Below are 20,873 nucleotides of genomic sequence, written 5' to 3'. Positions count from 1 at the left end.
AATGATGCAAGCCCTCTATCTTGAAATAAAAAACCTCATTATTCAGACCCTGAATCTTGATGAGATGTCAGCGGATGATATCGACACCGATGCCCCACTCTTTGGAGACGGCCTGGGCCTGGACTCCATTGATGCACTCGAACTGGGACTGGCGGTAAAGAATCAGTACGGCGTGGTGCTTTCAGCAGAAAGCGAAGAGATGCGTCAGCATTTCTATTCCGTCGCCACACTGGCGTCCTTTATTAACGCTCAACGCGCGTGAAGACGAGTCCGTTATGACTGAACAAGAAACGATTTATCAGGAAGTGACCGAGCTTCTGCACAAACTCTTCGAACTCGACCCTCAGGACATTACGCCTGAGTCCCGCCTGTATGAAGACCTGGAGCTGGACAGCATCGACGCCGTCGACATGGTGGTCCACCTGCAGAAAAAAACCGGAAAGAAAATTAAGCCTGAAGAATTCAAATCGGTCCGCACTGTACAGGATGTGGTCGATGCCGTAAGCCGTCTGCTGCACGACGAATAATTCAGATGCGCAGCTTACGCTCGCTGCCGCTGATGCGGCTGGCGACAGGGACCATTGTTCTGGCCTGGCCATTACTGGTTGGCTTTGGTCTGGCGCATAACGGCTTGCACTGGTTGCTGCCGGTGATGGCGCTGCTGCTGTTGCTGCGTCTGTTCCAGGTGCGCAAACAGGCCGGACCGATGCGCCGGGTGCTGCAAATTGTGGCGCTTGCCGGAATTGCCCTGTGCGCTGCCAGCGCGCTGCTGAAAGCGCACCAGCTGCTGCTGTTCTATCCGGTGATGGTGAACGCGGTGATGCTCGCGGTATTCGGCGGCTCGCTGTGGAGCGACATGCCGCTAGTTGAGCGTCTGGCGCGCCTACGTGAGCCAGAATTGCCCCCTGCGGGCGTGCGTTATACCCGTCAGGTGACCCGCATCTGGTGCCTGTTTTTTATCGTGAACGGATCGATTGCCCTCTTCACCGCCCTGCATGGCGACATGCGGCTGTGGACCGCGTGGAACGGCGTCATCGCCTACTTGCTGATGGGCACCTTGATGGCCGGTGAATGGCTGGTTCGCAGACGTTTGATGAAAAGAGATTAACCATGAAACACCCCCTTCCGCTGTCACAATGGCTAAGCCCAGTGCGTCCTGACGACACCTGCATTGCTTGGCTCGGCTCACGGCACTGGCAGCTTGGCGAATTGCGCCACGATGTCGCGCAGCTGACGCAGTCGTTACAGGCACAGCCCGGTGAGCGCTGGGCGCTGTGTTTCGAAAACAGTTATTTGTTTATCCTCGCGCTGCTGGCCACGCTGCACGCGGGGAAAATCCCGGTGATCCCTGGCCACTGCCGCGCCCCTCTGCTGAACGAACAGCAGGATTTATTCGACGGCATCCTGAGTGAAACGCAGCTCGAATGCGGCGGCCCGCAGATAATCGTCAGCGCCAGCGAAAATGTCTCGCACGCGGGGGATATCACGCTCCCGCCCGTCGCTGCCGACAGCTTTGTTGAACTCTTTACTTCCGGCTCCACCGGCCAGCCGAAAAAAATCATCAAGCCCATCGCGCTGCTCGACGAAGAAGCCTGCATGCTGCACACCCGTTTCGAACAGCGCCTCGAGGGCTGCCGGTTTGTGGCGTCGGTCGTGCCGCAGCATCTTTATGGCCTGACGTTCCGCATCTTCTTGCCAATGGCCTGCGGGCTGCCGCTGCACGCCGCAATGCTCTACTACGCTGAACAGCTGAGCGCACTAGACCCTGAGCATCGCTACGTGTTTATCAGCAGCCCGGCGTTTCTCAAGCGTCTGGACGCGAAGCTCACGCCGCCGCCCGTCGACATGATCCTCTCCGCAGGCGGTATGCTGCCGTGGCGGGAAGCAAAAGTGACACAAGAATGGTTTCAGGTCTGGCCCGATGAAATCTACGGCAGCACCGAAACCGGGATCATGGCCTGGCGTCAGCGCATCGATAACAGCACCTCGTGGCAGCTTTTCCCGGGTGTGACGCTGCGTGCCGAAGGCGAAGAGTGGCGGCTGATTTCGCCGTTGCTTAATGGCCCCGAAGGCCTGCTGCTCGACGATATGATCGAACTGGTCGATGACGGTTTCCGATTGGCGGGACGTCGTGGGCGGGTCGTTAAAATTGAAGAAAAACGCGTTTCCCTGAGCGAAGTCGAAAAACGATTGCTGGCGCTGGAAGGCATTGCCGATGCCGCTGCGCTCCCTGTTTCACGCGGTGGCCGTCAGGGCATTGGCGTGGTGCTGGTGCTCACCGAAAGCGCCCGTCAGCAGTGGCAGGCTACCGGCGGAAAGACGCAAGAGCTGGCCTGGCGTCGCGCGCTGTTACCGTGGCTGGAGCCGGTTTCCGTGCCGCGCTACTGGCGCGTGCTCGACGAAATCCCGGTCAACAGCATGAACAAGCGTGTCTACGCGCAATTGCAGGAGCTATTTTCATGAAGCCTCGTGAAATTGAACGCCAGCAGACACAGCCGCAGGCGCTGTCGGTCATTTTGCACCTCGACCCGGAGCTGTTCTGGTTTCAGGGCCATTTCGACATACAACCGCTGCTGCCCGGCGTAGCACAGCTCGACTGGGTGATGCATTACGCCACCACCCTGCTGGCTCCCGGCTTTCGTTTTCACAGCATCCAGAACGTGAAGTTCCAGGCCCCGCTGTTGCCGGAAACGACAGTCACGCTGGAAATGACCTGGCAGGCTGACAAACAGCTGCTGGCGTTCAGCTATCAACGCCACGACGGCGACGCTCGCCACACCGCCAGCAGCGGCAAGATCCGGTTATGTCCGTAGCCTTTTCCCCCTGTATTCTGATCCCCTGCTACAACCACGGCGCGATGATGGCGAGCGTGCTCGCCCGGCTGTCTGCATTTGCGATGCCGTGCATTGTGGTGGACGACGGTAGCGATAACGCCACCGGTGAAGTGCTCAACGCGCTGGCAGAAACGCACAAACATCTGACGCTGGTGCGCCTGGCGGAAAACGCAGGCAAAGGGGCGGCAGTGATTCGCGGTCTGGAAGAGGCCCAGCGCGCAGGCTTTAGCCACGCGGTGCAGGTGGATGCCGACGGTCAGCACGCCATCGAAGACATTCCCAAATTACTGGCGCTGGCAGAAAAACACCCCGACTCACTGATTTCCGGGCAGCCGATTTACGACGATTCCGTGCCGCGTTCGCGCCTGTATGGCCGTTACGTGACCCACGTCTGGGTATGGATCGAGACGCTGTCTCTCCAGCTCAAAGACAGCATGTGCGGCTTTCGCGTGTATCCTGTTGAGCCAACGCTGCAACTCGCGAAGCAGGTGGCGCTCGGCAAACGCATGGACTTCGACACCGAAGTGATGGTGCGTCTCTACTGGCAGGGAAACACCAGCTATTTTGTGCCGACCCGCGTGACCTATCCGCTGGACGGCTTGTCCCATTTCGACGCCCTGAAAGACAATCTGCGCATCTCGTGGATGCACACCCGCCTGTTTTTCGGCATGTTACCGCGCATTCCGTCCCTGCTTTTCCGCCGTCGTCGCCAGCACTGGGCGAAACAGCCGGAAGCCAAAGGCCTGTGGGGCATGAAGCTGATGATTTGGGTGTGGAAAACCTTCGGGCGTGGCGCGTTTTCACTCTTACTGTGGCCGGTGATTGCCGTTTTCTGGCTGACCGCCCGCGAACCACGGCGCGCCTCACAGCAGTGGATTGCCTGCGCCAAACGCGAGCTTTCGGCGCGCAATCTACCGCAGCCTGACCGCTTTAATAGCTTCCAGCATTTTATGGGCTTCGGCCATGCTCTCCTCGACAAAATCGCCAGCTGGCGCGGGGAGATAAAACCGGGCCGCGATATCGTGTTTGCGCCAGGCGCGCAAGAAGCACTGGATATGTCCATGCCGCAGGGCAAGCTGCTGCTGGCCTCGCATCTGGGCGATGTCGAAGCCTGCCGCGCACTTTCTACCCGCACCATTAACGCGCTGGTGTTCAGCGATAACGCCCAACGTTTCAAGCAGGTGATGGAAGAAAACGCCCCGCAGTCGGGCATTAATTTAATCTCTGTGACCAACATCGGCCCGGACACCGCGATGCTGCTGAAAGAGAAACTCGAGAGGGGCGAATGGGTAGCGATCGTCGGCGATCGCATTGCAGTGAACCCGCAGCGCGGCGGCGACTGGCGCGTTATCTGGAGCGAGTTTATGGGCTCGCCCGCGCCGTTCCCACAGGGGCCGTTTATTCTGGCATCGGTGCTCAAATGCCCGGTGCTGATGATTTTCGCCCTCAAGCAGCAGGGCAAATTACATGTCCACTGCGAACCGTTCGCTGACCCACTGGTGTTGCCGCGCGGCGAACGCCAGCAGGCGTTACAGAATACCGTCGACCGTTACGCGCAACGGCTGGAGCATTACGCCCTGCTATCGCCCCTCGACTGGTTTAACTTTTTTGATTTCTGGCGTCTGCCGGATGCGACTGAGAAGGAATAAGGGTGCTCAACGATCCCCGCTTTACCACCGAAGTTGAAATCACCGTGCCGTTTCACGACGTCGATATGATGGGCGTGGTGTGGCACGGCAACTACTTCCGCTATTTCGAAATCGCCCGCGAGGCGCTGCTCAACCAGTTCGATTACGGCTATCGCCAGATGAAGGAATCCGGCTACGTCTGGCCAGTGGTCGATACCCGCGTGAAATACCGCGACGTGGTAACCTTCGAGCAAACCATTCGTGTGCGCGCGAAGCTGGAAGAGTACGAAAACCGCCTGCGTATCGGCTATGAAATAGTCGATGCCACCACCGGTAAACGCACCACCACCGGCTACACCATTCAGGTCGCCGTGGAAGAGAAAACCAAAGAGCTGTGCTTCGTCAGCCCAGCGGTGTTATTTGAACGCATGGGAGTCAGCGCATGAAACTGTGGCCTCTTGTAGTCCTGCTGCTGGCCCCACTGGCGCACGCCATCACCCTCGATGATTTGCAGCAGCGTTTCACCGAACAGCCGCTGGTGCGCGCGCACTTCGACCAGACGCGTACCATCAAAGAGATGCCGCAGCCGCTGCGTTCGCAGGGCGAAATGCTGATTGCGCGCGATACTGGCCTGCTGTGGGATCAAACCTCCCCGTTCCCGATGCAGTTGATGCTCAACGATGCCAGGATGGTACAAATCGTCAACGGTCAACCGCCGCAGACCATTACCGCTGATAACAATCCGCAGATGTTCCAGTTTAACCACCTGCTGCGCGCGCTATTCCAGGCTGACCGCAAAGTGCTGGAACAAAACTTCCGCATCGATTTCCAGGACAAAGGCAACAACAGCTGGACGCTGAAGCTGACGCCCATCACCACACCGCTGGATAAGATTTTCACCTCCATCGATTTGGGCGGCGCCACGTACCTGAACACGATTCAACTCAACGATAAGCAGGGCGATCGCACCGACATTACGTTAACTAACCAGCGCCTGACCCCGGCCACTTTGACCGATGATGAACGTCAACGCTTCGCCGCCCAATAGCGCCCGCCGAGCGGCGTGGGGCTGGCTGGCGCTGTGCCTTATTCTGCTGACCGCGCTGGCGCTGCTGTTGCCGCGCGCGCGCCTGAACAGCAGCGTGCTGGCGATGCTGCCTTCGCAAAGTATGGGCGCTATCCCGCCTGCGCTAAGCGACGGTTTTATGCAGCGTCTCGATCAGCAATTGGTGTGGCTGGTAAGCCCCGGTAAAACCGCCGATCCGACGGTGGCGAACCGCTGGCAGGCGCTGTTGGCACAGTCCGGCGCGTTACGCGACGTGAAAGGCCAGATGGATGCCAACAGCCAACAGGCGTGGGGCACCTTCTTCTTCCAGCATCGCAACGCAACTATCGACAGCGCCACTCGCAGCCGTTTACAACAGGGCGGTGAAGCGCAGGCGCAGTGGATTTTATCGCAACTCTACTCAGCCTTTTCTGGCGTTAGCGGCAAAGAGCTGAACAACGATCCGCTGATGCTAATGCGCGGCTCCCAGCTGGCGCTGGCGCAAAATGGACAAAAGCTGCGGCTGATGGACGGCTGGCTGGTCGCGCAGGACAGCGCGGGCAACTACTGGTATCTGTTGCACGGCGAGCTGAACGGTTCCTCGTTCGATATGCAGCAAACCCACCAGCGCGTCACTGAACTGGCGGGGCTGGAAGCGCAATTGAAATCCCAATTCCCACAGGCGCAACTGCTGTCGCGCGGAACGATGTTCTACAGCGATTACGCCAGCCAGCAGGCCAAACAGGACGTATCGACGCTCGGCGTGGCCACTGTTCTCGGCGTTATTCTGCTGATTTTATTGGTGTTCCGCTCAATTCGCCCGCTGTTCCTGTGCCTGCTTTCCGTCGGCATCGGTGCGCTGGCAGGCACCGTCGCTACGCTCTTGCTGTTCGGTGAACTGCACCTGATGACGCTGGTGATGAGCATGAGCATCATCGGGATTTCGGCGGATTACACACTCTATTATCTGACCGAACGCATGGTCCACGGCGAAGCGTCTACACCATGGCAAAGCCTGGTCAAAGTGCGCAGCGCGCTACTGCTGGCGCTGCTCACCACCGTCGCGGCCTATCTGCTGATGATGCTGGCCCCGTTCCCCGGCATTCGTCAGATGGCGGTATTTGCCGCCGCCGGACTGAGCGCTTCATGTCTGACGGTGATTTTCTGGCATCCGTGGCTGTGCCGCGGCCTGCCGGTGCGTCCGGTACCGCTGATGACCCTGATGCTGCGCTGGCTGGCGGCGTGGCGTCGCAATAAAAAACTCGCCGTCGGCCTGCCAGTGGCGCTGGCGCTGTTTGCCCTGGCAGGCCTCGCCAACCTGCGCGTAGACGACGATATTTCCCAGCTGCAAGCGCTACCGCAGCATTTGCTGGCGCAGGAAAAACAGATCACCGCTCTCACCGGGCAGAGCGTCGATCAGAAATGGTTTGTGGTGTACGGCGATTCCGCCCAGCAAACGCTGGAACGGCTGGAAGCGTTCGTTCCGCAACTTGAAAAAACGCAAAAAGAGGGTCTGTTCACCCAGTTCCGCACCCTGCCGCTCAATTCACTTCAGCGTCAGCAACAGGATTTACAGCTGCTGAAACAGGCGTCACCGGCGGTGGTGAAAGCCCTGCAAACTGCCGGACTCAAAACGGTAACGCCGGACCTGAATCCGATGCCGGTCAGCATTGATGCCTGGCTGAAAAGCCCGGCCAGTGAAGGCTGGCGTCTGCTGTGGCTGACGCTGCCGGACGGACGCAGCGGCGTGCTGGTCCCGGTCGACGGGGTGAAAAACAGTGCCGCACTTCAGCAACTGGCAGAGCACACCGACGGCGTGGCGTGGAACGATCGTAAAGCCTCGTTTGACCAGCTATTCGCCCTTTATCGCACGATTTTAACCGCCCTGCTCGGCGTGGCGCTGGTGATTATCGCCATCGGCGCGATGCTGCGACTCGGCTGGCGCAAGGGCCTGATAAGCCTGGTGCCGTCGCTGCTGTCGCTGGGCTGCGGCCTGGCGGTGCTGTCGCTCAGCGGCCACGCGGTAAACCTGTTCTCATTGCTGGCGCTGGTGCTGGTGCTGGGTATTGGCATCAACTACACCCTATTTTTCAGCAACCCGCGCGGCACGCCGCTCACCTCGCTGCTGGCCATCACGCTGGCAATGATAACCACGTTATTGACCCTCGGAATGCTGGTTTTCAGCGCCACTCAGGCCATCAGCAGCTTTGGCATCGTGCTGGTCAGCGGCATCTTTACCGCGTTTCTGCTGTCGCCGCTGGCGATGCCGGGCAAGAAAGAGAGAAAACGAAAATGATGATACGCACCTTCTGGCATGGCCTCGCCCTCGCGGCAGTGCTGGCCCTCACCGGCTGTAGCCATTCGGCGCAGGATGAAAGCGGTCGCCCGCAGGCGTGGCTGCAACCGGGCACGCAAATTACGCTCCCGCCGCCCGGCATTACCCCGGCGGTCAGCGCCCAGCAATTGTTAACCGGCAGCTTTAACGGAAAATCCCAGTCGTTACTGGTGATGCTCAACGCCGATGATAAAAAGCTGACCCTCGCGGGGCTGTCGTCAGTGGGTATCCGTCTGTTCCTCGTGTCCTATGATGAGAAAGGCATTCACACCGAGCAGTCGATCGTGGTGCCACAGCTGCCACCGGCAAGCCAGGTGCTGGCCGACGTGATGCTGAGCCACTGGCCGATCAGCGCGTGGACGCCACAGCTGCCGAAAGGCTGGACGCTCACCGACAACGGTGATAAACGTGAGCTTCGCAATGCTCAGGGCAAACTGGTGACTGAAATCACCTACCTGCAGCGCAAAGGCCAGCGCCAGCCCATCAGCATCGAACAGCACGTGTTCAACTACCACATCACCATTCAATATCTGGGCGACTGAGATGATCTACATTGCTGCCTCAGGAATGATTAACGCACTGGGCCGGACGCCGGATGACATTGCCGCCAACCTGAGTGCAGGCGTAGCGCCAGGTATGCGCCCACGCGAAGGTTGGTTACAGGGCGATGTTCCTGCCGTACTTGGTGGCGTGGACGGTGAGTTACCATCGATACCCGAGGCGTTTGTCGGGCACCGTTCCCGTAATAACCAGCTGTTGCTGGCGGCCCTCGAACAGATTCAGCCGCAGGTTGATGAGGCGATGACCCGCTTCGGCCGCGATCGGGTGGCGGTGATTATGGGTACCAGCACGTCCGGGCTTGATGAAGGCGATATTCATGCCAACCTGCAACTGAACGGCAAAGAGAGTTCTGACTGGCGTTACAGCCAACAGGAGCTGGGCGATCCGTCGCGTTTCCTGCGCAACTGGCTGCAGCTCGAAGGCCCGGCCTACACGCTTTCCACCGCCTGTTCTTCCAGTGCTCGCGCGATGATCAGCGGCCGCCGTCTGATTGACGCGGGGTTGGTCGACGTGGCGATTGTCGGCGGAGCCGATACCTTGAGTCGGATGCCGGTGAACGGTTTCAACAGTCTGGAATCCCTTTCCAATCTCCTTTGCCAGCCGTTCGGCCGTGACCGCTGCGGCATTACCATTGGCGAAGGTGCGGCGCTGATGCTTCTGACCCGCGAACCGCAGCCGATTGCGCTGCTCGGCGTCGGTGAATCCAGCGATGCACACCATATTTCTGCCCCGCATCCTCAGGGGGAAGGCGCTATCCGCGCGATTCAGCAGGCGCTGAATGACGCCGGGCTGTCGCCGCAGGACGTGGGCTATATCAATTTGCATGGCACCGCCACGCCGCTCAACGATCAGGTGGAATCCCAGGTGGTGAACGCGCTGTTTGGCGAGAACGTGCCATGCAGTTCCACCAAACATCTAACCGGACATACTCTCGGCGCGGCGGGCATTACCGAAGCGGCGCTGAGCTGGCTTATCCTCACGCGCAATCTGCCGCTTCCGCCACAAGATTTCAGCCACGCGCCGGTTGACCCGACGCTGCCCGTCTGCGGTTTACTCACTACGCAGCAGCCGCTGACGCGCCCGGTCATTTTGTCTAATTCCTTCGCCTTTGGCGGCAACAACGCCAGTATTCTGCTCGGGAGAACGGCATGAGCCACTATTTAACACCAGGCCACTATCTGCCGCATAACGCGCCGATGCTGCTGCTGGAAACGGTAAAAAATGTCACCGATGAACAGGCCGTTTGCCAGGTGACCGTTAGCCGCACGGGCGTGCTCGCCCCATTCCTCGATGCCTGCGGCAAACTGCCGGGCTGGTACGCGCTGGAACTGATGGCGCAGACCGTTGGCGTCTGGTCAGGCTGGCACCGTCAGCAGAAAGGCGAAGCACAAATCACACTCGGCATGGTGCTCGGTGCACGCGAGTTGAAGTGTGTTCCCGGCGAATTTCACACCAACAGCGTGCTGGATATCACCGTCTCATTACTGATGCAGGACGAACGGTTCGGCAGCTTTGAGTGCGCGATTACCGCCAATGGCGAGACGCTCGCCACCGGGCGCGTGAACACCTTCCAGCCGACAACAGAAGAATTAACCACGCTTTTTCAACAAGGGTCGTCATCATGAGTCGTTCAGTTCTGGTCACCGGGGCCAGCAAGGGTATTGGCCGCGCGATTGCGCTCAAACTGGCGGCCGACGGTTTTACCGTTGGCGTGCATTATCTCCGCGATGAGCAAGGCGCGCAGGACACCCTGAACGCCATTGAAAGCGCCGGGGGCGCAGGCCGCCTGTTGCAGTTTGACGTCGGCAATCGCGAGCAGTGTCGCGACGTGCTGGCAGCGGATATCGAACAGTACGGGGCATGGTACGGCGTGGTCAGCAACGCGGGCATCGCCCGTGACGGTGCGTTCCCCGCACTGAGCGACGACGACTGGGACAGCGTGATTCACACCAATCTCGACAGCTTCTACAACGTCATTCAACCGTGCATTATGCCGATGATTGGACTGCGAGCGGGCGGACGCGTCATTACGCTGTCGTCCGTTTCCGGGTTGATGGGCAACCGCGGCCAGGTCAACTACAGCGCGGCGAAAGCCGGGATCATCGGCGCCACCAAAGCGCTGGCAATCGAGCTGGCAAAACGCAAAATCACCGTCAACTGCATCGCACCGGGGCTGATTGATACCGGCATGATTGAAATGGAAGAGGCGGCGCAGAAAGAGGCAATGGGCATGATCCCAATGAAACGCATGGGTCAGGCCGATGAAGTGGCCGGGCTCGCCAGCTACCTGATGTCCGATATCGCGGGCTACGTTACCCGTCAGGTGATTTCCATCAATGGAGGCATGTTATGACCCGTCGCGTGGTCATTACCGGCATGGGCGGCGTGACCGCGTTTGGCGAGAACTGGCAGAGCGTGTCTGAGCGACTGCGCGGCTATCAGAATGCGGTGCGTAAAATGCCGGAGTGGCAGATTTACGATGGACTACACACCCTGCTCGGCGCGCCGATTGATGATTTCTCGCTGCCTGCACACTACACCCGTAAGCGCATTCGCGCGATGGGTCGCGTGTCGCTGATGTCGACCCGCGCCAGCGAACTGGCACTGGAACAGGCCGGACTACTGGAAAACCCAGTGCTGACCAACGGCGAAACCGGGATTGCCTACGGCTCGTCCACCGGCAGCACCGGCCCGGTAAGCGAGTTCGCCACCATGCTGACCGAAAAACACACCAACAACATCACCGGCACCACCTACGTGCAGATGATGCCCCACACCACCGCAGTCAATACCGGCTTGTTCTTCGGCCTGCGTGGACGCGTGATCCCCACGTCCAGCGCCTGTACTTCCGGCAGCCAGGCAATCGGCTACGCGTATGAAGCCATTCGCCACGGATATCAGACGGTGATGGTCGCCGGCGGTGCAGAAGAACTGTGCCCGTCGGAAGCGGCGGTGTTTGATACGCTGTTCGCCACCAGCCAGCGCAACGACGCGCCGGGCACCACGCCGTCGCCATTCGATGTGAACCGTGATGGGCTGGTTATCGGGGAAGGTGCGGGCACGTTGGTACTGGAGGAACTCGAGCACGCGAAAGCACGCGGCGCGACTATCTTTGGTGAGATTGTTGGCTTCGCCACTAACTGCGATGCGGCCCACATCACCCAGCCGCAGCGTGAAACGATGCAAATTTGTATGGAGCAATCGCTGCGTCAAGCGGGGCTTGCGCCGTCGGATATCGGCTATATTTCAGCTCACGGCACGGCGACCGATCGCGGCGATATCGCCGAAAGCCAGGCCACCGCTGCGGTGTTCGGTAACAAGACGCCTATCTCGTCGCTGAAGAGTTATTTCGGCCATACGCTCGGGGCGTGCGGCGCGCTGGAAGCGTGGATGAGCCTGCAAATGATGCGTGAAGGCTGGTTCGCGCCAACGCTTAACCTGCAACAACCTGACGAACTATGTGGCTCCCTGGACTATATTATGGGAGAGTCACGGGCTATTGATTGTGAGTTTTTGCAGAGCAATAACTTCGCCTTCGGCGGGATCAACACCTCGATTGTCATCAAACGCTGGGAGTAAAGATGTATCGGCTGTTCCTCGGAAAGATTTCGACTCTAAGTACGGCAACACTGCCGCCGGCGCTTGCGGAATGCGCGCCAGACGGAAAGCGCCGCAGCGCCTGGCTTGCCGGGCGTGCGCTGCTGTGCCACGCCGTTTCGCCGTTGCCGGAGATTCGCTTTGGCGAGCAGGGTAAACCGGGGTTTGACGATAACCATGCGCTGTGGTTTAACCTGAGCCACAGTGGTGACAACATCGCCTTGCTGCTGAGTGACGAAGGCGAAGTGGGCTGTGATATCGAAGCCCTGCGCCCGCGTCCGCAGTGGCGACAGCTGGCGAATGCCACGTTTACCAACAATGAGCATCTCGAAATTGAGCGGGAAGCTGAAGAGCACCATCTGGCGGCGTTCTGGCGGATCTGGACGCGGAAGGAAGCGATGGTAAAACAGCGCGGCGGCAGCGCGTGGCAGATTGTCAGTCACGACAGCACCGCGCCGCTGCACCTGCACGTCAGTGATTTGCAGTCTGACGGTCTGAGTCTGGCGGTGTGTACGCCGACCCCGTTTAGCGTTTCAACGCAGATGATTGAGTGGGTGGCGTAGGGCCTTTCCCCTCACCCTAGCCCTCTCCCCATAGGGGAGAGGGGACAGTATAGTTTTCCCAGTCGCCCTTCTGGGGAGAGCGGACAGTACAGTTTTCCCCCTCGCCCCTTTGGGGAGAGGGCACAGGACAGTTTCCCCCTCATCCTTTGGAGAGAAGGGACAGCACTGTTTTCCCCCTCGCCCCTTTGGGGAGAAGGCACTGCACAGTTTTCCCCCTCGCCTTTCTGGAGAGAGGGGACAGCACGGTTTTCCCCCTCGCCCCTTTGGGGAGAGGGCACAGCACGGTTTTCCCCCTCGCCCTTCTGGAGAGAGGGCACAGCACGGTTTTCCCCCTCACTCTTTGGAGAGAAGGTACTGCACAGTTTTCCCCCTCGCCCCTTTGGGGAGAGGGCACAGCACGGTTTTCCCCCTCACCCTTTGGAGAGAAGGGACAGCACTGTTTTCCCCCTCGCCCTTCTGGAGAGAGGGCACAGCACGGTTTTCCCCCTCGCCCTTTGGAGAGAGGGGACAGCACGGTTTTCCCCCTCACCCCTTTGGGGAGAGGGCACAGCACGGTTTTCCCCCTCACCCCTTTGGGGAGATGGCACAGCACGGTTTTCCCCCTCACCCCTTTGGGGAGAAGGCACTGCACAATTTTCCCCGTCGCCCCTTTGGGGAGAGGGCACAGCACGGTTTTCCCCCTCGCCCCTTTGGGGAGAGGGCACTGCACAGTTTTCCCCCTCGCCCTTTGGAGAGTGGGGACAGCACGGTTTTCCCCCTCGCCCCTTTGGGGAGAGGGTCGGGGTGAGGGGTAAGTCGTTACCGCCGTTGCGGCGCAAAAATCGTCATCACTCCCGCCATCACCAGCAGCACACCCGCCAGTCCTTGCCAGGAAAATGCTTCATTTGACAACAGCAACGCCGCCGCCCAGACCGTGATATAACTCAAACTCAACAGCGCATACGCCTTCGCCAGCGGTAAACGTTTAAGCGCGAAGAACCAGCACACCATCGACGCCAGATAGCTGCACAGGCCGAGCAACAGTGCGCCCGTTCCGGGCTGGAAATGCACTACATTCCACAGCAGCGTGCCGGTATCGCTCACCGCAGGCAGTGTCAGCATCGCACTGCGCAACAGAAGCTGCGCGGCGCTGACCAAAATCACGCTCATCAATGCCCAGATAATCCCCATCAGCGGCTACCTCCCAGCACCAGAATGCCCAGAATGATCAGCCCCACGCCGAGCCAGTGACGGCGAGAAACCGGCTCATGCCAGATAAACTTCGCCGCCAGCGTCACCCAGACAAAATTCAGGCTCAGCATTGGATACGCAATGCCGACAGGTAAACGTTGCAAAACCACCAGCCACAGCGCCATGCCGCTGCCGAGCGCCAGCAGCGCCAGGCCCAGCCATAACACAATGTGCCGCCCACGCCGAGCAGACGGTGAGGCGTGAGTCGCCTGCTTCTGGCACAGCTGCCCGGCACAGCTCAGGAGGCTCGCCAGCAGCAGAGATAGCGCGGTTATCATTGCGGCAGATACTGCACGAAGACCATCCGGCTCATCTCGTAGACGTTATCGGCTTTCGGCAATCCCAGATCCTCGAGTTTCTGACCTTTGTTCAACTGTAGCACCAGCGACACCGGCCCTTGCGAACGATGCGTCGCCAGCCAGCTGTCGAAATCATCATTGTCGAGGTAACGCCCCTTCGCATCGGGATACGCCAGGCCGTATTTCAGCTCGCCCTGCTGGCCGAACATAATCACGTCGCTGCGATTAAGTTCCCACGCCAGCCCGGCAGCAACGCCGACACGGTTGGTGAGCACGTAACGGCTCGGCACCAGCTGCTCGCTGACGATATCGGTGATGAACTGCGGCTGTTTGCTGTCGATAACGCGGTCCGGAATGGCAAAACCAATCAGTAACGCCAGTGCCAACGGACAACAGGCGGCCAGCGCCCAGCGCTGCACGCCGTCACAAATCGACAACCAGCCGACCAACGCCCAGGCGGCAAATGCCACCGCCGCCAGCAGGCATTTATACAGCTCGATATCGTTCCACACCGGCTTCGACAGCAGGCCCCACGGTGACACCACCAGCACCGCCACCAGCCCAATCAGGCCGAACGCGATGTTGATGAGACCGTTATAGTGCAGCGCCTTCGCACCTCTGTCAGCCACGTCCAGCGCATAGCGCGCCATCAGTATCGCCAATGGCGCAAAGCACGGCAGAATGTAGGTTGGCAGCTTGCCTTTGGCGATGCTGAAGAACAAAAATGGCATCACTATCCAGCCCAGCAAATAGAAGGTACTGCGCTGCGAATCGCGTTCTTTCCAGCCCGTTTTCAGCGCGCCGGGCAGCAACGCCAGCCACGGCAGGCTGCCAGCAATCAGGAATGGGATGTAATACCAGAACGGGGCTTTGTGCTGCGCATCACTCTGGGCAAAACGCTGGACGTGTTCGACCCAGAAGAAGTAGCGCCAGAAATCCGGTTCGCGTTGGGCGATTGCCAGACCCCACGGCAGCACCGTAAGAATACACCCCAGCACCGCCACCCAGCCCCACAGCAACACCTCTTTCCAGCGTTTTTGCACAATCACCCACGGCAGCACGCCGATGACCGGTACCGCCAGCGCAAGAAAACCTTTGTTCATGACCCCCATGCCGCAAGCAATGCCCAGCAGCATGTAGCCGCCAAGTTTACCGCCATGGGTTTGCGCCTGAGACGCTCCCCAGAAGCTGCACATGGCGAGCATCAACCACAGGGAAATCATCGGATCGAGTACCGCATAGGTACCAATGCCGTACACCAGAAAGGCCGTCATGAAGATGACGGCAGACAATACCGCCGTGCGTTTGTCCTGCCAGAGTTTCCACGCCAGCCACGCAACAAGCAGCGCAGTACAGGCCGTGGAAAATACCACGCCAAAGCGCACAGCAAGATTGGTATGACCAAAGAGCCACTGACCGATACTGTTGATCCAGTAACCGGCAATCGGTTTTTCGAAGTAACGCAGGCCGAGGAAGTGCGGCACAATCCAGTCGCCGGAGGCCAGCATTTCACGACTGATTTCCGCGTAACGGGTCTCATCCGGCTGCCACAATAGGCGGAAATTCAGAGGAACCACATAATACAGCGCGAATAAAAACAGCATTGATGCGCGTAAACGTAAGGATTTCATAGACCTTAACCCAATAATTGTTCTTGTCCCAGCCAGCCCTCCCGGCCTGCCAGTTCGCCTCGTACCACGTTCCCTTTTGGTAGCGTACTAAAATCCTCCGGCAACAGCTGGCTCAGCGGGCAAAACGTAATGCCCTCTTCAGCCGCTTGCCGGATCAGGCTCTCAAATTGTTCTGCGGCTATGATGCCTTCGACTTCGGCATGAATGGTGTAAACCGGCACGCCTCTGTCTTTGTGGATACGCTCAATCAGCCAGTTGTTGAAGCCTTCTGCGTTGACGCTGCTGCCCACCGCTTCATCCCATGTCGGTAACGTGACCGGGATTTGCACCGTACCCGTCTTGCCATTATCCAGAATCGGCAGGAACGGACGCGTGCCGCGACAGTCGCTGTTGTAGAGAAACTCGAAACCTTCTTTGGCGTTTACTACCCGCGCATCCGCTCGCCATCCCGCGACGGCTGAACAGGTGACGGTCGTGTCAATGATCGCTTCCAGCGACTGCAAACCACGGCCAATTTCCTGCTCCAGTTGCGCGTCGCTCCAGACGCCGCTCCACCGCTGCCAGCGATGATGATCCCAGGCGTGCAGCCCGACTTCATGCGCTTTCGCCGTGGTGCGTATGACTTCCGCGTTCGCCGCGCCGATGATTTTCCCCGGCCAGGCAGTGCCTGCCAGCAGGATGTCCCAGCCATACAGCGATGCCGCGCGCGAGCGCAGCATTTTCCACAGGAATTTCGGCTTCAACAGGCGCCACAAATGACGCCCCATGTTGTCCGGCCCGACGCTGAAAAAAAAGCTGGCCTGAATGTCGTGCCGCTGAAGGATTTCCAGCAGGCGGGGTACGCCATCGCGAGTGCCGCGAAAGGTATCCACATCAACGCGTAAGCCAACCTTTCTCATCATTTTTGGGCTTCCGTTAACTCAACGGTGCGCAGGAAGAAGTCCAGGGTCTGCTCAACCGTTTGCTGCATTTCCACTGTTGGCTGCCAGTCGAGGCAACGTTTGGCATTGCGAATGCTCGGCTTGCGGTGCTCAACGTCCTGATAACCTTTTCCATAGTAATCGCTGCTCTCTACGTCGCGGAAGCCCGCAAACGGAGGGAACTGGTTACGCAGTGGGTGACGGTCGAAGCAGTCGAGCAGCAGTTCAGCCAGCTCTTTGATGCTCGCTTCGTTTTCCGGGTTACCAATGTTGATAATCTGCCCGTCGCAGCGCCCGTCTTTGTTCTCAATGATACGAAACAGCGCTTCGATACCGTCGCTAATATCGGTGAAGCAACGTTTCTGCTTGCCGCCTTCAATCAGTTTGATTGGCGAACCTTCCACCAGATTGAGGATAAGCTGGGTAATGGCGCGTGAGCTGCCGATACGCGCGGCATTCAGGTTGTCCAGACGCGGTCCCATCCAGTTGAACGGACGGAACAGGGTAAATTTCAGGTCTTCTTTGTCGCCGTAAGCCCAAATCACGCGGTCAAGAAGCTGTTTGGAAACGGAGTAAATCCAGCGCTGTTTGTTGATTGGGCCGACAACCAGATTGGACGCGTCTTCGTCGAAGTTGTTGTCGGTACACATGCCGTACACTTCGGACGTGGACGGGAAGATGATGCGCTTGTTGTATTTCACACAGTCGCGGATCACCTTCAGGTTCTCTTCGAAATCAAGTTCAAACACACGCAGCGGGTTACGGGTGTACTCAATCGGCGTGGCAATGGCGACCAGCGGCAGCACCACGTCGCATTTCTTGATGTGATATTCGATCCACTCAGAGTGGATACTGATATCGCCTTCAACGAAGTGGAAGCGAGGGCACTCGAGGAAACGACTGATTGCGTCAGAGCCGATATCCAGGCCGTAAATTTCGTAGTTATCGTCAGCCAGCAGGCGTTCGGTCAGATGGTTACCGATGAAGCCGTTCACGCCGAGGATCAGCACGCGGGTGCGACGTTTTACCGCCACAAACGGTTTGCTCGACAGCAGCGCGCTGGTCACCAGACCGAGAGACTGCGCCAGCTGTACGCCCTGCATGTAGACGCCTTTGTCGGTTTGACCGGTGATAATTTCCAGCGCGCCGTTACCACAGGCAACGACCAGCGGAGAGACAGACATCACGGTACCCGGCTTCGCCGCCGCGACGTCGTGACGCACACGGGATTTCCAGACGATAAATTTGTTGGTGCCAACAAAGCCAAACGCGCCTGGCCACGGATCGGACACCGCGCGCACCAGGTTGTGCAGCGATTCTGCGGACTGTTCCCAGTTCAGACGCCCGTTATCCGGCGTGCGGCGGCCTACATAAGTGGCCTGGCTTTCGTCCTGAACGGTTTCGGCGATACTGCCGTTCGCAATTTGCGGCAGCGCATCACGCAGCAGCGGCTGGGCCGCGGAGCAGAGCTTGCGGTGCAGGGTCATGGCCACGTCAGTATCGGCAATCTCGACTTTCTGCTGCGCGACGATATTGCCCGCATCCGCGCGTTTCACCATACGATGCAGGGTAATGCCGGTCTCTTTTTCGCCGTTAACCAGCACCCAGTTCAGCGGTGCGCGACCGCGATATTGTGGCAGCAGGGAACCGTGCAGGTTGAAGGCGCCGTGTTTTGCGGTGCTGACGATGGCGTCGCTCAACAGGTTGCGATAGTAAAAGGAGAAAATCATGTCCGGCGCGAGAGCGCGGATACGTTCAACCCACAGCGGATGATTGACATCTTCCGGAGCGTAAACGGTAATCCCCTGCTCGGCAGCCAGACGCGCTACGGAGCCGAAGAAGTTATTCTCACCGGCGTTATCCGGGTGAGTAAAGATGGCCGCAATGTCATATCCGGCGTCAAGCAGGGCCTGAATGCCCGTGCAACCCATATCGTGATAGGCGAATACAACAGCTTTCATGAACGATTTCCCTCTTCTTCCACCAGGCTTTCCTGGCGAACCACACGTTGAATAAAGTACCGGGGACGAGCACGAACATCGTTATAGATGCGCCCGATATACTCCCCGAGAAGTCCCATACCGACGAACTGCGCGCCGATAAAAATAAACAGGACGGCGAACAGCAGGAACAGGCCGTCGCCAGCCCATTCCGCGCCGAAGGCGAGACGTAAAATCACCAACAGAATGGCGAAAGCGAAACCGGAGAGCGCAATCACGCTGCCGACCACGCTTAACAGACGCAGCGGTGTGGTGGTCAGGCAGGTCACCAGGTCGTACATCAGGTTTATCAGGCGCATAAAGCTGTATTTGGAATCACCGAATTCACGTTCGGCGTGCAGCACCGGGATCTCTACCGTACGGCGCGCAAAGGTGTTGGCGAGGATCGGAATAAAGGTGCTGCGTTCGTGGCAATTCAGCATCGCATCGATGATGTGACGGCGGTAAGCGCGCAGCATGCAGCCGTAGTCGCCCATCACTTTCCCGGTGGCGCGCTGGATCAGGCGGTTAATCATCTTCGACGCGGTTTTGCGGAAAATGCTGTCCTGACGGTTCTGGCGCACGGTGCCGACGACGTCGTAGCCTTCATCGGCTTTATCCACCAGGCGCGGAATTTCTTCCGGCGGGTTTTGCAAATCGGCATCGAGGGTAATGATCAGGTCACCGGTGACGTGGCTGAAGCCCGCCATGATCGCCGAATGCTGGCCGTAGTTACGGTTCAACAGCACCGCCACTATGTGGCTGCCCGGCGCGTCTGCGGCCAGGCACAACATGCGGGCAGAGTCGTCGCTGCTGCCGTCATCGACCAACAGGATTTCGTAATCGTGCTTCAGCAAGGCGCAGGCGGCTTCGGTGCGGCGAATCAGTTCCGGCAGGCTTTCCTGTTCGTTATAAACAGGGATCACCACTGAGACCTTTTTTACTTTTGGAGAGTCAAACATTTCAACGTCCTGCGAGCTGATGGAGCGCAGAAATGACGCGGGTTGTGTCGTCATGGGTCATATCCGGGAAAAGAGGCAGAGAACAAATACGCGCGCTGTTCCACTCCGTGTTCGGTAGGGAAATATGCGGATAGCGTTCGCGGTAATACTTTTGCGTGTGAGCAGCGCGGAAATGCAGCCCGGTGCCGATGCCCTGAGCCTTGAGCTGTTCCATCAGGCCATCACGGCTAATGCCGCAGCGCGTTTCATCCACACGAATGATGAACAGATGCCAGGCGTGCAGATGCGGCCAGGCGGGGATTGTCAGCGGCTGGAACGGCGTGTCGGCCAGTTCGGTTAAATAGCGTTGTGCCATTTCGCTTCGACGCTGATTGGCTTGCGGCAGTTTTCCGAGCTGAACCAACGCCAGCGCCGCATTGATATCCGCCAGGTTGTATTTGAAGCCGGGGGAAATCACTTCCGCCTGCGGCGCGCGGCCGTGGGTTTGGCGGTCATAAGCGTCAACGCCCAGACCGTGGAATTTGAGGCTGCGAATACGCTGAGCCAACGCGTCGTCATCAGTGACGACTAAGCCCCCTTCGGCGCAGGTCATATTTTTGATCGCATGGAAGGAGAAAATCGCCGTGCCTTTGCCGCCAACGGGCTGACCTTTGTACAGCGTACCCGCCGCGTGAGCCGCGTCTTCGATAACCGGTATGCCGTGCTGTTCAGCAACGGCATAAATACCGTCGATATCGAACGGTGCGCCCGCGTAGTGAACGGGAATAATCGCTTTGGTGCGCGGTGTGATGGCAGCGGCTACCGCTTCTGGGGTGACCATCAGCGTGTGGTGGTCGACATCAATCATCACTGGCGTCGCGCCGAGCAGCTCAATCATGTTGAGGGTCGAAACCCAGGTTTGCGACGGGGTAATGACTTCGTCACCAGGGCCAATGCCGAGCGCCATCAGAGTGACGTGCATCCCGCCGGTGGCGGAACTGACGGCAATGGCGTGGCGGTTGCCGGTCAGAGTGCAGAACGCGTCTTCAAGCTGGGCATTTTTGGGTCCAGTGGTGATCCAGCCAGACTGCAACACCTCTTTCAGCGCGTTAAACTCCTCATCCCCCATCGATGGGCGTGAGAAAGGTAAAAATTCACTCATTGATTATCCTTACCCTGAACGTTGTGGTTAAAACAAAAAACCATCCTGCGCCCGCAGAGTTAAACGAAGTAATAATAAATAGGATCGAAAACTGCGATTTGATAAACGCCAGCTCAACACAATTAAATTTATACCGCTTACATTAGGA

General features: G+C 58.6%; 22 protein-coding genes. 15 read left to right on the top strand and 7 right to left on the bottom strand.

Features of this window, described 5'->3' with window-relative positions; translation table 11 throughout:
• Positions 1 to 4: 4 nt before the first annotated feature.
• Genes MUU46_RS12310 through acpT form a run of 15 tightly spaced genes read left to right on the top strand, consistent with a single transcriptional unit; the run spans position 5 to position 12,563 of the window.
• On the top strand, positions 5 to 262 hold the full coding sequence (locus tag MUU46_RS12310; protein WP_159757773.1) for a phosphopantetheine-binding protein: 258 nt from the start codon (positions 5 to 7) through the stop codon (positions 260 to 262).
• Positions 263 to 275: 13 nt separating this feature from the next.
• Positions 276 to 527, top strand: a complete 252-nt coding sequence (locus MUU46_RS12305; protein WP_125354977.1) for an acyl carrier protein — start codon at positions 276 to 278, stop codon at positions 525 to 527.
• 5 nt (positions 528 to 532) lie between these two features.
• The gene (locus MUU46_RS12300) at positions 533 to 1,108 is read left to right on the top strand and encodes a COG4648 family protein (RefSeq protein WP_258965664.1); all 576 of its coding nucleotides are present in this window, start codon (positions 533 to 535) and stop codon (positions 1,106 to 1,108) included.
• A 2-nt stretch (positions 1,109 to 1,110) separates the two neighbouring features.
• The gene (locus MUU46_RS12295; RefSeq protein WP_258965663.1) at positions 1,111 to 2,463 is read left to right on the top strand and encodes an AMP-binding protein; all 1,353 of its coding nucleotides are present in this window, start codon (positions 1,111 to 1,113) and stop codon (positions 2,461 to 2,463) included.
• Positions 2,460 to 2,813, top strand: coding sequence for an ApeI family dehydratase (locus MUU46_RS12290; RefSeq protein WP_159757423.1), 354 nt, complete (start codon positions 2,460 to 2,462; stop codon positions 2,811 to 2,813). Before MUU46_RS12295 ends, MUU46_RS12290 begins: the two co-directional genes overlap by 4 nt.
• Positions 2,804 to 4,483, top strand: a complete 1,680-nt coding sequence (locus MUU46_RS12285) for a glycosyltransferase family 2 protein (RefSeq protein WP_258965662.1) — start codon at positions 2,804 to 2,806, stop codon at positions 4,481 to 4,483. The genes MUU46_RS12290 and MUU46_RS12285 overlap by 10 nt, the downstream gene beginning before the upstream one ends.
• 2 nt (positions 4,484 to 4,485) lie before the next feature.
• Positions 4,486 to 4,908 (top strand): acyl-CoA thioesterase, encoded by a 423-nt coding sequence (locus tag MUU46_RS12280; RefSeq protein WP_159757417.1) that lies wholly within the window; start codon positions 4,486 to 4,488, stop codon positions 4,906 to 4,908.
• On the top strand, positions 4,905 to 5,510 hold the full coding sequence (locus MUU46_RS12275) for an outer membrane lipoprotein carrier protein LolA (protein ID WP_159757414.1): 606 nt from the start codon (positions 4,905 to 4,907) through the stop codon (positions 5,508 to 5,510). The genes MUU46_RS12280 and MUU46_RS12275 overlap by 4 nt, the downstream gene beginning before the upstream one ends.
• A complete protein-coding gene (locus MUU46_RS12270) occupies positions 5,479 to 7,803 on the top strand; it encodes an MMPL family transporter (protein ID WP_258965661.1) in 2,325 nt (774 codons plus the stop codon). Before MUU46_RS12275 ends, MUU46_RS12270 begins: the two co-directional genes overlap by 32 nt.
• Complete coding sequence (locus MUU46_RS12265; RefSeq protein WP_159757408.1) at positions 7,800 to 8,384, top strand: DUF3261 domain-containing protein; 585 nt, start codon at positions 7,800 to 7,802, stop codon at positions 8,382 to 8,384. Before MUU46_RS12270 ends, MUU46_RS12265 begins: the two co-directional genes overlap by 4 nt.
• A 1-nt stretch (position 8,385) precedes the next feature.
• Positions 8,386 to 9,555, top strand: a complete 1,170-nt coding sequence (locus MUU46_RS12260; protein WP_258965660.1) for a beta-ketoacyl-[acyl-carrier-protein] synthase family protein — start codon at positions 8,386 to 8,388, stop codon at positions 9,553 to 9,555.
• Complete coding sequence (locus MUU46_RS12255; RefSeq protein ID WP_159757402.1) at positions 9,552 to 10,028, top strand: hotdog family protein; 477 nt, start codon at positions 9,552 to 9,554, stop codon at positions 10,026 to 10,028. The genes MUU46_RS12260 and MUU46_RS12255 overlap by 4 nt, the downstream gene beginning before the upstream one ends.
• Positions 10,025 to 10,756: a 3-ketoacyl-ACP reductase FabG2 gene (locus MUU46_RS12250; RefSeq protein ID WP_258965659.1), complete on the top strand. Its 732-nt coding sequence runs from the start codon at positions 10,025 to 10,027 to the stop codon at positions 10,754 to 10,756. Before MUU46_RS12255 ends, MUU46_RS12250 begins: the two co-directional genes overlap by 4 nt.
• Positions 10,753 to 11,982, top strand: a complete 1,230-nt coding sequence (locus MUU46_RS12245) for a beta-ketoacyl-ACP synthase (protein ID WP_159757396.1) — start codon at positions 10,753 to 10,755, stop codon at positions 11,980 to 11,982. Before MUU46_RS12250 ends, MUU46_RS12245 begins: the two co-directional genes overlap by 4 nt.
• Positions 11,983 to 11,984: 2 nt before the next feature.
• Entirely contained in the window at positions 11,985 to 12,563 is a 579-nt protein-coding gene (gene acpT, locus MUU46_RS12240) for a 4'-phosphopantetheinyl transferase AcpT (protein WP_258965658.1), read from the top strand.
• A 798-nt stretch (positions 12,564 to 13,361) separates the two neighbouring features.
• Here acpT and arnF read toward each other — a convergent pair.
• Genes arnF through arnB form a run of 7 tightly spaced genes read right to left on the bottom strand, consistent with a single transcriptional unit; the run spans position 13,362 to position 20,725 of the window.
• Entirely contained in the window at positions 13,362 to 13,733 is a 372-nt protein-coding gene (gene arnF / locus MUU46_RS12235; protein WP_258965657.1) for a 4-amino-4-deoxy-L-arabinose-phosphoundecaprenol flippase subunit ArnF, read from the bottom strand.
• Complete coding sequence (gene arnE, locus MUU46_RS12230; protein ID WP_159757387.1) at positions 13,733 to 14,071, bottom strand: 4-amino-4-deoxy-L-arabinose-phosphoundecaprenol flippase subunit ArnE; 339 nt, start codon at positions 14,069 to 14,071, stop codon at positions 13,733 to 13,735. The genes arnF and arnE overlap by 1 nt, the downstream gene beginning before the upstream one ends.
• Positions 14,068 to 15,723, bottom strand: coding sequence for a lipid IV(A) 4-amino-4-deoxy-L-arabinosyltransferase (gene arnT / locus MUU46_RS12225; protein ID WP_258965656.1), 1,656 nt, complete (start codon positions 15,721 to 15,723; stop codon positions 14,068 to 14,070). Before arnT ends, arnE begins: the two co-directional genes overlap by 4 nt.
• A gap of 5 nt (positions 15,724 to 15,728) precedes the next feature.
• Complete coding sequence (gene arnD / locus MUU46_RS12220; protein WP_258965734.1) at positions 15,729 to 16,622, bottom strand: 4-deoxy-4-formamido-L-arabinose-phosphoundecaprenol deformylase; 894 nt, start codon at positions 16,620 to 16,622, stop codon at positions 15,729 to 15,731.
• Positions 16,622 to 18,604, bottom strand: coding sequence for a bifunctional UDP-4-amino-4-deoxy-L-arabinose formyltransferase/UDP-glucuronic acid oxidase ArnA (gene arnA, locus MUU46_RS12215; RefSeq protein ID WP_258965655.1), 1,983 nt, complete (start codon positions 18,602 to 18,604; stop codon positions 16,622 to 16,624). The genes arnD and arnA overlap by 1 nt, the downstream gene beginning before the upstream one ends.
• Positions 18,601 to 19,584, bottom strand: a complete 984-nt coding sequence (gene arnC, locus MUU46_RS12210) for an undecaprenyl-phosphate 4-deoxy-4-formamido-L-arabinose transferase (RefSeq protein ID WP_258965733.1) — start codon at positions 19,582 to 19,584, stop codon at positions 18,601 to 18,603. Before arnC ends, arnA begins: the two co-directional genes overlap by 4 nt.
• 1 nt (position 19,585) lies before the next feature.
• Positions 19,586 to 20,725 carry a UDP-4-amino-4-deoxy-L-arabinose aminotransferase gene (arnB, locus tag MUU46_RS12205; protein WP_258965654.1) on the bottom strand — a complete coding sequence of 380 codons (1,140 nt, stop codon included), beginning with the start codon at positions 20,723 to 20,725 and terminating at the stop codon, positions 19,586 to 19,588.
• Positions 20,726 to 20,873 lie beyond the last annotated feature (148 nt).

This window comes from Scandinavium tedordense, from assembly GCF_024764965.1.
Classification (GTDB): Bacteria; Pseudomonadota; Gammaproteobacteria; order Enterobacterales; family Enterobacteriaceae; genus Scandinavium; species Scandinavium tedordense.
Note: the sequence above shows the minus strand (reverse complement) of the source record. Positions and strands in the feature narration are given on the sequence as shown.